Genomic DNA, 11,439 nt, shown 5'->3' on the forward strand with positions numbered 1-11,439 from the left:
GAGGGCGTCGCGCGACCAGCCGCCGGGCAGGCGTCACTGGTCGAGGTCGAGCCCGTGGGTGGTCCGCAGGTGGGCGATGTCGTCGTGCCGGTCGCCGGTGGTGGCGGTGCCGCGAGGCTCGAGCATGAGGATCCGGGTGCCCTCGGCGGCGCGGGGGAAGTGCTCGGCGCCCCTCGGCACCGTGAAGACGTCCCCCGGGTCGAGCACGACGGTCCGGTCGCGCAGCTCGATGGTGAGGCGTCCGGCGAGGCAGAGGAAGAACTCGTCCGTGTCGTCGTGGGCGTGCCACGCGTGGTCGCCGGCGACCTTCGCGATGCGGACGTCGTAGTCGTTGACGCGGCAGACGACGCGCGGTTCCCAGTGCTCGTCGAACCGCTCGAAGGCCTCGTCGAGGTTGAGGGGCTGGTCCACGGGTCCGAGCGTATGCGGGCTGCGTCCTGCGACGTGGTCGTCAGCCGCTGAGGCCGGCGGCGCGCCGAGCGGCCGCCTCGACGCGGGACACGTGGGCGGCGCGCGCGTCGGCGCCCGACGTACCGAGGTTGTCGTTGCCCGGCCGCAGCCCCGCCGCCCCGTCGACGCCCTCGCGGAGGACGTCGGCGTGCCCGGCGTGGCGGTGGGTCTCGGTCGCGACGTGGACGAGGACCAGGTGCAGCGTCACGCCCGAGCGGTCGCCCCACCACGGGACGTCGCCCGCGGCGTCGAGGTCGAGCGCGGCGACCGTCGAGTCCGAGTGCGCCCACACGCGCCGGTACAGCGCGACGAGGTCCTCCCGCGGCTCCTCCGCCGTCGCCCACATGTCGGCCTCGGGCTCGTCGTGGAGCATCCACGCGGGGGGGTCGGGGAACGGTCGCCCGAAGACGAGGCCGAAGTAGCCGGCCTCGACGCCCGCGAGGTGCTTGACGAGACCGAGCAGGTTGGTGCCGGTCGCCGTGAGGGGGCGGCGGACGTCGTACTCGCCGAGGCCGTCGAGCTTCCACAGGACCGCCTCGCGGCCTGCCTGCAGGTACCGCTGCAGCGTGTCCTTCGGGTCGTCGTCCTCGGGTCCTGTCATGGCGGTGTCCTCCCTGGGAACAGCGCCGCTCCCAGCGCGAAGCGTAGGACCGGCCACCGACGGCGCGAGGGCCTTGGCGCCCGTCGGGGCGTGGCCGGGCTCGAAAGGTCACCTGTACGACGACACGCCGGCGTGTCGTGCGTGCGAGTGACCTCTCAGGTGCCCGTGGACGGCGTGAACGCCCGCCGATCGGCTACCGGGACGACTCCGGGCGCTCCACGAGGCTCGTGTCACGGAGCGGTGAGCCGGCCACGGTGAACTGGACGCCACCGAGGTCTCCGGTGAGCAGGGGACGGGCGACCGCGATCGCCTCCTGCACCTCCGGCAGGGACAACGAGGCCCGGTGCGCCGCCTGGTCCCGCCACAGCTCGACGACGAAGACCGTGTCCGGCTGCTCGTCGTTCACGCCGACCTCGTAGGCGAGGCACCCGACGTCGGCCAGTGCGTCGCTGCGCCGGGTCAGGTGACGGACGAGCTCGTCCCGCTTCCCTGCCACGACGCCGAGGCTCCCCACGTTGGCGAAGGTCATGGGTCGATCCTGCCGTTCGCGAGCTGGCGGCGGGACTCGAACCCGCAACCGCCCGATTACAAGTCGGGTGCGCTACCAGTTGCGCCACGCCAGCCCGAGCCGGAGCCCGGTCGGGCCCACGATAGAGGTCCCCGCACGCGGACAGCATGGCGCCGACGTGACGACGCACCCGGTGCCGCAGCCGTTCGCCGAGGGGCTCCTCGACGTGGATCAGCGCGGCGATGCGCCGCGCGCTCTCGACGACGCGGCTTCCGACCCCGGTGACGGCGGCCGAGGGCGAGGCCTCACGTGACCTCGTGGACCCCGGGAGGCGGCCGAGGAGTGCTCGGACGAGAGGGAGCCCACGACGGTGGCCGCCCCTGGAAGGACGTGGCTGCCCACCTCGTCGCCCAGTCGTCCGCGCGGCCGAGCCGGTGTCCACGCACCGTGTCGATGGGCACGCCCACGTGGCCGTCGACGCCCACGGCGTGCACGACGGGCAGCGGCTCGGTCCCGCGCCGCGGGTGCACCGTGCACCGCACCCGTGCACGTTCGCCGCGAGCCGCGACCACGCGGCGGCCTCGTCCGGCCTCACGCGACGCTCCGGGTGTCGTGCCCGACGGTCTCGTCGAGCAGGGGCAGGGTCGTACACACCGGTCCAGGGCGCCTCGCCGGGACGACCCCTGCCGTCGGGGTCGCCGCGGCCCTACGGTGAGCCATGCGCGGGAGCGCCCGGCTCGTCGGCCGGGACGAGGAGCTGCGACGGATCCAGGTCATGCTGACCGCCGCACGCAACGGCCGCGGTGGTGCGCTGCGGGTGGTGGGGGACGCCGGCATCGGGAAGACGGCTCTCCTCGACGCGGCCGTCGCGGCCGCGGGTGACGCGTGCGTCCTGCGGACCGCCGGCTACGAGGCCGAGGCGAGCATCCCCTTCGCGGCGGTCCAGCGGCTCGTCATCCCGTTGCACCCGTATATGACGTCCCTCGCCGACCGCCACGCCACGGTGCTCCGGATCATGGCAGGCGACCTCGAGGGCCCACCGCCCGAGCGCTTCCTCGTCGCCCTCGCCCTCCTCGACCTCCTCTCGTCCGCAGCCGACCGGGCACCCGTGCTGTGCGCTGTCGACGACGCGCACGCCCTGGACGCGGAGTCCGCCGACGTGCTCGGGTTCGTGGGCCGCCGCCTCGGGGCCGACCCCGTCGTCGTCCTCATCGCCTCGCGGGAGGAGAACGGCATCGCCGCCCGTCTCGCGGGGCTCCCGTCCCTCCCCCTCTCCGGCCTCGACGCGGACAGCGGTCGCCGGCTGCTGGGGCTGGCCCTCGACGAGCCGCTCGACCCCGCCGTCGCCGTCCAGGTGGTCCGTGCCACCGGAGGCGTCCCGCTCGCGCTCGTCGACCTCGCCACCGAGCTGTCGAACCGTCAGCTCGAGGGGCGCGGCCTCGACGACGCCCCGCTGCCCATCGGACGGCACCTGGAGGAGCACTACCTGTCGCGGGTGCGCGGCGAACCGCGGCACGTGCAGGACTGGCTCCTGGTGGCCGCGGCGGAGTCCGCCGGCTCGCCGGTCCTCGTCGCCGCGGCGGCTGACGCGCTCGGCATCCCACCGGGTGCCGTCGACGACGCCGAGGCCGGCGGTCTGGTGACCGTCGACGACGTCGTCCGCTTCCGTCACCCGCTGGTGCGATCGGCCGTCTACAACGGGACGACCGGGGACCGGCGCCGGAGCGTGCACGCCGCCCTGGCAGGGGCCGCGGCCCGGCTCGCCCTCGTCGAGGTGGAGGCGTGGCACGCCTCGCACGCCGTGACCGGCCACGACGACGCCGTCGCGGACCGCCTGGAGCACGCGGCCGACCTCGCCGCCCGCCGCGGGGGCCTCTCGTCGAGGGCGACGGTCCTCGCGCGCGCGGCGGAGCTGACGACCGACGGCGCCGCCCGGGACCGCCGCTACGTCGCGGCAGCCGAGGCGGCGCTCGAGGTCGGCGCCGCCGGGGTCAGCGCCGACCTGCTCGCCAGGAGCGGGAGCGGCCGGAGCGACCCGGTGACCCGCGGGCGCGCGGCCCTGGTCGGCGCCGCCCTCTCGCTGTTCGCCGCCGACCCCGAGGTCGTCCACGCCGCCGCGCGGCTCGGTGGAGCGGCCGACCTCCTCCACGGAGCCGACGGGGGGCTCGAGCACACCGCGCTCCTGCGCGCCTTCGAGGCCTGCCTCGTGACCGAGCACTGCGCCGAGGGCTTCTCGCTCGACGAGCTCGGCCGCCGGCTCGAGGCCGCGGGCGACGCACCCGGGCCGATGGCCGCGTTGCTGCGGGGGCTCGGCGCACTCGTCCGCCGCCCCTACGCCGAGGCCGTCCCGGTGGCGCGCGCAGCCCTCGACAGCCTCCACCACCTGCCCGACGAGCGGCTGGTCCACCTCGGATCCGCGTCGGTGGCCCTCGCGACGTTCCTGTGGGACGTCGAGGCGAGGACGGTCCTGCTGACCCGCGCCGCCAGGACCGCGCGGGACGCCGGCGCCCTGCAGGCCCTCGACACCCTCCTCTGGCTCATGGCGTCGACCGAGCCGCACGGCGGCACGGTCCGGCGGGCGCACGAGCGGCTCGACCAGCTGCGTGAGGTCCGACGCTCGATGGGCTACGACACCGAGCAGGTCGTCGACGGCGGCATCCTCGCGTGGTCGGGCGCCCGCGAGGCCGCGCTCGCCGTCGCCGCCGGCGCCGAGGCGGTCGGCTTCGGCGGTGTCACGACCCTCGCCCTCGGGGCGACCGCGACACTCGACATCGCGCAGGGCCGCTACCGCGACGCGTACGAGCGGCTCGCACCCCTCGTCGCGGCGCCGTTCCTCCAGGCCACGCCGACGCGCTACGCCGACTTCGTCGAGGCGGCGTCACGCAGCGGGCACACCGCGGACGCCGAGGCCGTCGCCGAGGTCCTCCGAGGGCTCGCGGACGCCAACGGGTCGGCGTGGTGCCGGGGGGTCGCCCTGCGCTCGCTCGCGCTCGTGACGGAGGGCGACGCCGCCGAGTCGGCGTTCCGGGAGGCCGTCAGCGCGCTCCGGACGACGCCGGCCGTCATGGACCTCGGTCGGGCGCACCTGGTCTACGGCGAGTGGCTGCGCCGGGCGCGGCGCCGGCGGGAGGCCCGCGACGAGCTCGGGGCGGCCGTCGACCTCCTGCGTGGGGCCGGCGCCGACATCCTGCTGCCGCGGGCGCAGGCAGAGCTCGAGGCACTCGGCGGGGCCCCCGTGACGACGTCCGAGGACCCGCTCGCCGGTCTCAGCGCCCGAGAGCTCGCCGTTGCGCGTCTCGCCGGCGCGGGGCGCACGAACGCGGAGATCGGCGACCGGCTGTTCATCAGCCGCAACACCGTCGACTACCACCTGCGGAAGGTCTTCCAGCGCCTCGGCATCTCCTCCCGCCGACAGCTCGCGGACCTCCTCGCCGACCGCCGTGCCTGACGGACTACGCACGTCGCGTGGTCCACGCGCGCCGGCTCCGCACGAGTGTGTCCGTCGACCGACGGTCCCGCTCGCGAGGAGACACCGATGCCGTACACCACCGTCGACGACGGCGCCGAGATCTTCTACAAGGACTGGGGGACGGACGGCTCGCCGGTCGTGCTGAGCCACGGCTGGCCCCTGAACGCCGACGCGTGGGAGGCCACCGCCCTGTTCCTCGCCCGCAACGGCCACCGGGCCGTCGCGCACGACCGGCGCGGGCACGGCCGATCGAGCCAGACCTGGCACGGCAACGAGATGGACACCTACGCCGACGACCTCGCGACGCTCCTCGACACCCTCGACCTGCGGGACGTCACGCTCGTCGGCCACTCCACCGGGGGCGGGGAGATCGTGCGCTACGTCGGTCGGCACGGTACCGCGCGCGTGTCCCGGCTCGTGCTCGTCGGCGCCGTCCCCCCGCTCATGCTCCGCACCGACGACAACCCCGGAGGCCTCCCGGTGGAGACCTTCGACGCCCTGCGCGCCGGCGAGGCGCGCAACCGTTCCCAGCTCTACCGCGACCTCGCCGACGGCCCGTTCTTCGGGCACAACCGGACCGGTGACGTCGACCAGGGGTTCCGCGACGCCTTCTGGCTGCAGGGCATGGCGTGCGGGCACAGGGCCGCCTACGAGTGCATCGCCGCCTTCTCCGCCACGGACTTCCGCGCCGACCTGACGGCCGTCGACGTGCCCACGCTGGTCGTCCACGGCGACGACGACCAGATCGTCCCCATCGACGTCGGCGGCCGGCGCGCGGCCGAGCTCGTCACCGACGCGACCCTGCTCGTCTACGAGGGCAGCGGCCACGCCCTGCCCGACACCGACCGCGACCGGCTCCACGCCGACCTCCTGTCCTTCATCGACGCCTGACCACCCCTCCCGGAGGAGACCGCCATGTCCGACACCCCCGACACCGTCGTCCTCGTCCACGGGCTGTGGATGACCCCCCGCAGCTGGGAGCACTGGGTCGCCCACTACCGCGCCGAGGGACTCACCGTCCTCGCCCCCGCCTACCCCGGCTTCGAGGTGGAGGTCGAGGCGCTGCGCGCCGACCCGGACGTCATCGCACGGCTGACCGTCCCGGAGACGGTCGACCACCTCGCCGACACCATCAAGTCCCTCGACCGACCGCCGGTGATCATGGGCCACTCCTTCGGCGGTCTCCTCACGCAGCTCCTGCTCGCCCGGGGCCTCGGAGCGGCCGGAGTCGCCATCGACTCCGCCCCGACCGAGGGGGTCCGCGTCACCCCGCTGTCCCAGGCGCGCTCGCTGTTCCCGGCCCTGAGGAACCCGGCCAACCGCCACCGCGCCGTCGCGTTCACGCCCGAGGAGTTCCACTACGCCTTTACCAACACCCTGACGGCCGAGGAGTCGCGGGCGGTCTGGGACCGCTACGCGATCGCGGCGCCCGGCCACTGGGTGTGGGAGTACGGGCTGTTCGCCAACTTCAAGCCCGGGGCGCAGGAGACGTGGGTCGACTACCGCGCCGACCGCGCCCCGCTCCTGTTCATCGCCGGCGAGAAGGACCACATCATGCCGCCGGCGGTCAACCGGTCGAACGCGAAGCACTACGACCGGTCCCCCGCCGTGACGGAGGTGTACGAGTTCCCCGGCCGCGACCACTGGACGTGCGGCGCGCCGGGCTGGGAGGCCGTCGCCGACCACGCGCTGGAGTGGGCGCTGCGCCACGCCGTGGCCTGAGCGGGCCCTGCCCTCGGCGATTCGCCCACGATCAGCCCGTGCGCGAATCGCCGAGGCCACTGCGGGCACACGTGTCGACATGGAGCGACGGCACGCACGCGGGACCACCGGCACGCGACGCGCACCGTCGCGGGCGTGGCGCAGGACAGCGACCGCTCTCGCGCTGACCACGACCGTGACCCTCGCCGCATGCGGCGGCGACAGCGCCGGCCCGGAGTCCGGCGTCGACCTCACGGAGGTCGCCGACGAGGACCCCACGGCCGGGCCCGGGGCGTCGGAGCCCGCGACGGATCCTCTGGCCGGGGACACCGTCACCGTCACGGGAACCGTCGCCGACCTCGTGTCCGAGGTCGCGCTGCGACTCGGCGCCGAGGCCGACGAGACCCTGCTCGTCATGACCGTCGACCAGACGCTCGCCGAGGCGGGCCTGGCATCGTCGGACGAGGACGTGGTCGAGGAGGAGATCATCGAGGAGGAACGCATCCTCCAGGTGACGGGCACCGTCCGCCGGTACGACCCCGAGGAGTTCGAGGCCCGGTACGCGGCGAACTTCGAGGGTCTCTACGAGGACTCGATCGGCGAGAACGTCCTCGTCGCCGACTCCATCACGACGCTTCCCGGGCAGGACGTCAGCGTCGTCGGCGAGGTCGACGAGGTGCTCGCTGACGCCGTCTTCCGCGTCGACGGCGTGGACTGGGAGGTCGTGGTGGTCGAGGAGGACACGGCCCGGGTCGCCGAGGGGGACGTCGTGGAGGTCGCGGGCACCGTCCGCCGTCTCGACCTCGCGACGCTGGAGGAGGAGCTGGGAGCGGACCTCGACGACGAGCTGTACGCCGACGTCGAGGGCAGGCTCGTGCTCGTCGCGGACAGCGTCCGCCCGGTCACGGCGTCGCCGTGACCGAGGTCCCGCGCGACCCGGCGGAGCGGCCCCGGGCCGACCGGGCCGACCGGGCCGACCGGGCCGACGCCAACGCGACGAGCAGCACCCCGACGGTCACGTACGCCAGGAGCACGGCGACCGCCTGCCCGGAGCCGGCGCCGTCGAAGTAGGCCGCCGAGCGGAGGACGGTCGCCGACGCCCCGGGCGGTAGCAGCTGCCCCAGCGCACCCCATCCGGACGGGAGGAGCTCGGGGCCGGCGGCGAGACCGGACAGCGGGGTGCCGAGCAGGACGACGGTGACGGCCCCGGCCGCGAGACCCGCGCGCCCGAACAGCGACTCGAGGCCGATGAGGGGGAGGCTGATCGCGAGGGACCCGAGGGCGATCGCCGCGCCCACGGCCACGAGCCGGTCGTCCACGGAACCGAACGGGCTCCACAGCAGCACCGCCACCGTCGCGCCGATCGCAGCGGCGGCGAGCGTCGCGGTGAGCGCGGCCACCCACGGGCGGCGACGGAAGCGCAGCCCCGCCACGACCGCGGGCAGGATGCCGGCCAGGGTGAGCGGGAGGCCGGCGGCGGCCAGGCCCGCGCCGCGCGGGTCGTCGTCCGGGAGCGGGACGACGTCCTCGACGGCCACCGACTGCCCGAGGGCCTGTTCGAGGGTGGGCGCCAGGCCCGACAGCGCCTGGGCGATCGCCGGGCTCGCAGCCGACGCGACGAGCACCTGCGCCCCGTCGGGACCGAGCGCCACACCGCCGTAGACCTCGCGGTCGAGGACGGCGTCGCGGAGGGCGGCCCCGTCGTCGAAGGCGCTGACGGCGAAGGCGTCCTGCCCGCCCAGCTGCTCCTGCAGCGCGGCGACCGCGGGAGGCGGCCCGGCCACCCCGACCGGTACGTCGCGGGGGGCGGACTTCGCCGCGGGCAGCCCGAGCGCCACGAAGAGGACCGCGACGACGACGGCCAGCACGAGGGCCAGCCCGGTGACGACGGCCGCCGTCGGGGGGCCGGTCCGGGACGAGGCGTCTGCCGACGCGGCTCGGGGCGTGGCCGCCGTCGGGGCGGAAGGCTGGTCGGTTCGAGAGGACATGGACGTCTCCCTTCCGGAGACCGGCATCGCTGCCGAACGAACTCATCGGTCGATGAGGACCCGTGAACGGTAGAACTCATCACCTGATGAAGTCAACGGCTCATGAGTTACGGTGGGCCCGTGGCTCCACGACGCACGACGTCCGCACCGACGGCACGACGACCGGCCACCGGTCGTCGCCCCGGCAACCCGCCGACACGGGACGCGGTGCTCGCGGCCGCGCGGGACTGCTTCGCCGCCGGCGGCTACGACGGCACGTCGGTGCGCACGATCGCCGCACGTGCCGGGGTCGACGCCGCGCTGGTCCACCACTACTTCGCCACGAAGGAGAAGCTCTTCCTCGAGGTCGTCGGCGCCCCCGCCGATCCGGAGGAGGTTCTCGCCGACGTCGTCACCGGTCCTCGTGAGGACATGGGTGCGAATCTCGTGCGCGCGCTCCTGCGACTGTGGGACGGGCCGTCGGGACCGGCCGCGCTCGCCCTCCTCCGCTCCTCGGTCGGCGGCGACCGGATGGTCCTGCTGCTCCGGGAGTTCCTGCTCGCCCGCGTCCTCCGGCGCCTCGTCGGCGCGCTCGACCACGACGGGCGCGAGGCCGCGACCCGGGTGGCGCTCGTGGCGTCGCAGATGGTGGGGCTCGTCATGACGCGCTACGTCCTGCGCATCGAGCCCCTCGCGTCCGCGGGTGCCCAGGATCTCGTGGCCGCGGTCGGCCCGAACGTGCAGCGCTACCTCACCGGGGACGTCCCGCTCCCACGGGAGGACGTCAGGGAGTGAGCTCGGGCAGCAGCACCTCGCAGAAGTCGTCGTTGACGCCCGTCGAACCGAAGTACTGGCCGAGGAACTCGAGGAACACGTCGTCGGAGAGGTCCAGCGGAGTGCCGCCGTCGTCAATCCGGACCGAGAACCGCACCTGTCCCGGGTTGCGGCCGACGGCCTTGCCGTCCGAGCCGTACCAGACGCTGTTGCCGGTGCCGAGCACGTCGACCGTGAGGCTGCCGTCCTCGTTGCGCGTGATCGACAGGTCCTGGAACACCAGGGTGTTGACCTCGCGCGCGGTCCGCCCCGGGATGGGCTGGCCGGCCGCGTCGAGCGTCGTGAAGGTCACGACCGTCTTCGATCGCTCGCCGACGTAGCCGAACCCGTCGCCACGCTGAACCACGACGAGACGGCCGGCTCCCGCACCCTCCACGAGGACGTCGAAGCCGCCGCCGCAGAAGTCCTCCGCCACTTCTGTGAAGGAGATCTCGATCGGTTCGACGGGCACCCGAGGTGATGCGGGTCGGGCGGACGCGGCCGGCGCGACGCCGGCGAGCAGGAGGGCGGCGGCAGCCGCACCGGCGGCGGGACGGAGGATGACGGGCATCGGGGGCTCCTGGGGGTCGGGACCGGGACGCCCGAGCCTGTCGCGCCGCCCGCCCTCGTCACAACCGTGCTGGCACGGACTCCGGCCTCAGGCGGCCCGCGCGGGCGGGTCGCAGTGGTAATGCACGTGCAGCGACGACGCCGTCGCCGCCGACAGCCACGCCTCGTTCCGTCCGCGTGGCACCGACGCGAGACCGTCGCGCTCGCACGGCAGCCGCAGCCCGCCCCGGCCCACGCGGCACAGGCTGAGCGGGACCACGGTCTCGTGGAGGCCCAGGAGGCCCGTCGACACGACGAGCCACGTCTCGCCGTCGCCGCCCTCGGCCGGCACCACGCCACGCACCCGGCCCACCCGTCGACCCGTGGCAGTCAGCACCCTCACCCCGGCCAGCCCCCGACGCGCTCTGTGTCCCACCCCGCGCACCTCCTCGTACGACCCGGTACGACCCGGTGAGCACCGGGCAGCCTCAGGTACATGCCCCGTCGCTCGCGAGCCAAACCTGCCGACGTCGGAGGGCCGGTGCGCGGTTAGCGTGGGCCCGTGCCTGACGTCCTGCGGCTCGTGTGCACCGGCGACTCCTTCACCGAGGGCATGTCCGACGTTCTGCGCCCCGACGGGCACCACACGGGCTGGGCGGACCGGGTCGCCGTCGCCCTCGCCGTTCACGAGCGGCGCCGGAGCGGCCGCGGCGTGGAGTACGCCAACCTCGCCGTCCGCGGCAAGCTGCTCGACCAGGTCGTGGCCGAGCAGCTGCCCGCCGCGATGCGGTTCGAGCCCGACGTCCTGACGTTCCACGCCGGACCGAACGACGTCCTGCGGCGCGGGACCGGGCTCGCGGACCTGGCGGCGCGGTACGACGCCGCGGTCGCCGACGCGGCGCAGGCGGCGGGCGAGCGCGTGGTCCTCTTCACCGCGATCGGCCGCGCCGGGCACCCGGGGCGGCTCGCGGACCACCTTGCGGACCGGTTCGCGCGGTTCAACGACGTCGTCCGCGAGGTCGCCGCCCGCCACGGCGCGACACTCGTCGACATGGGCCGGGTGCCCGCGCTCACCGACCGCCGCGTGTGGCACGTCGACCGGCTCCACCTCGCCCCGGAGGGTCACACCCGCGTGGCCGCGATGGTGCTCGAGGCGCTCGGCGTCACCGACGAGGACCTCCTCGGCGGGGCGAGCGGCTGGTGGCGCGAGCCGCTGCCGGTCGCGGCCGCGGTGCCCCGGCACGCGCAGCTCGCCTCCGACGTCCGCTGGGCGCGAGAGCACCTCGCCCCGTGGGTGGGGCGGCGCCTCCGGGGGGTGTCGAGCGGCGACGACCGCGATCCCAAGGACCCGAGCCCCCGCCCCGTCGACGTCCCGACGTAG

12 protein-coding genes and 1 tRNA gene are annotated in these 11,439 nt (G+C 75.0%); 6 read left to right on the forward strand and 7 right to left on the reverse strand.

The features are described from left to right. Nucleotides 1–33: 33 nt before the first annotated feature. From WAB14_RS14570 to WAB14_RS14585, 4 genes are all read right to left on the reverse strand, one after another. Nucleotides 34–411 (reverse strand): cupin domain-containing protein, encoded by a 378-nt coding sequence (locus tag WAB14_RS14570; protein WP_340270854.1) that lies wholly within the window; start codon nt 409–411, stop codon nt 34–36. 40 nt (nt 412–451) lie between these two features. Then, a complete protein-coding gene (locus WAB14_RS14575) occupies nt 452–1,051 on the reverse strand; it encodes a DinB family protein (protein WP_340270855.1) in 600 nt (199 codons plus the stop codon). Between the two features lie 193 nt (nt 1,052–1,244). Then, nucleotides 1,245–1,580, reverse strand: a complete 336-nt coding sequence (locus WAB14_RS14580; protein WP_340270856.1) for a putative quinol monooxygenase — start codon at nt 1,578–1,580, stop codon at nt 1,245–1,247. Between the two features lie 21 nt (nt 1,581–1,601). Beyond that, nucleotides 1,602–1,674: transfer RNA gene (locus tag WAB14_RS14585), tRNA-Thr, on the reverse strand. Between the two features lie 603 nt (nt 1,675–2,277). Between WAB14_RS14585 and WAB14_RS14590 the strand changes: the two genes are divergently transcribed. The 4 genes from WAB14_RS14590 to WAB14_RS14605 all read left to right on the forward strand — a co-directional run bounded on the left by WAB14_RS14590 (nt 2,278) and on the right by WAB14_RS14605 (nt 7,648). Further along, nucleotides 2,278–5,007, forward strand: a complete 2,730-nt coding sequence (locus WAB14_RS14590; RefSeq protein ID WP_340270858.1) for a helix-turn-helix transcriptional regulator — start codon at nt 2,278–2,280, stop codon at nt 5,005–5,007. A gap of 87 nt (nt 5,008–5,094) precedes the next feature. Next, on the forward strand, nt 5,095–5,919 hold the full coding sequence (locus WAB14_RS14595) for an alpha/beta fold hydrolase (RefSeq protein WP_340270859.1): 825 nt from the start codon (nt 5,095–5,097) through the stop codon (nt 5,917–5,919). Nucleotides 5,920–5,943: 24 nt separating this feature from the next. Continuing rightward, a complete protein-coding gene (locus WAB14_RS14600) occupies nt 5,944–6,750 on the forward strand; it encodes an alpha/beta hydrolase (RefSeq protein ID WP_340270860.1) in 807 nt (268 codons plus the stop codon). 175 nt (nt 6,751–6,925) lie between these two features. Next, nucleotides 6,926–7,648, forward strand: a complete 723-nt coding sequence (locus WAB14_RS14605; RefSeq protein ID WP_340270861.1) for a hypothetical protein — start codon at nt 6,926–6,928, stop codon at nt 7,646–7,648. On the opposite strand, the gene WAB14_RS14610 is transcribed toward WAB14_RS14605, so the two are convergent. Continuing rightward, the gene (locus tag WAB14_RS14610; protein ID WP_340270863.1) at nt 7,632–8,717 is read right to left on the reverse strand and encodes a hypothetical protein; all 1,086 of its coding nucleotides are present in this window, start codon (nt 8,715–8,717) and stop codon (nt 7,632–7,634) included. The genes WAB14_RS14605 and WAB14_RS14610 overlap by 17 nt on opposite strands. A gap of 120 nt (nt 8,718–8,837) precedes the next feature. Here WAB14_RS14610 and WAB14_RS14615 point away from each other — a divergent pair, with 120 nt between their 5' ends. Continuing rightward, nucleotides 8,838–9,491, forward strand: a complete 654-nt coding sequence (locus tag WAB14_RS14615) for a TetR/AcrR family transcriptional regulator (RefSeq protein WP_340270864.1) — start codon at nt 8,838–8,840, stop codon at nt 9,489–9,491. Here WAB14_RS14615 and WAB14_RS14620 read toward each other — a convergent pair. After that, entirely contained in the window at nt 9,481–10,080 is a 600-nt protein-coding gene (locus tag WAB14_RS14620) for a hypothetical protein (protein ID WP_340270865.1), read from the reverse strand. The genes WAB14_RS14615 and WAB14_RS14620 overlap by 11 nt on opposite strands. An 87-nt stretch (nt 10,081–10,167) precedes the next feature. Next, nucleotides 10,168–10,413 (reverse strand): hypothetical protein, encoded by a 246-nt coding sequence (locus tag WAB14_RS14625; protein ID WP_340270867.1) that lies wholly within the window; start codon nt 10,411–10,413, stop codon nt 10,168–10,170. 207 nt (nt 10,414–10,620) lie between these two features. On the opposite strand from WAB14_RS14625, the gene WAB14_RS14630 reads away from it, so the two are divergent. Then, a complete protein-coding gene (locus tag WAB14_RS14630; RefSeq protein WP_340270868.1) occupies nt 10,621–11,439 on the forward strand; it encodes an SGNH/GDSL hydrolase family protein in 819 nt (272 codons plus the stop codon).

This window comes from Aquipuribacter nitratireducens, assembly GCF_037860835.1.
GTDB classification, from domain to species: Bacteria; Actinomycetota; Actinomycetes; order Actinomycetales; family JBBAYJ01; genus Aquipuribacter; species Aquipuribacter nitratireducens.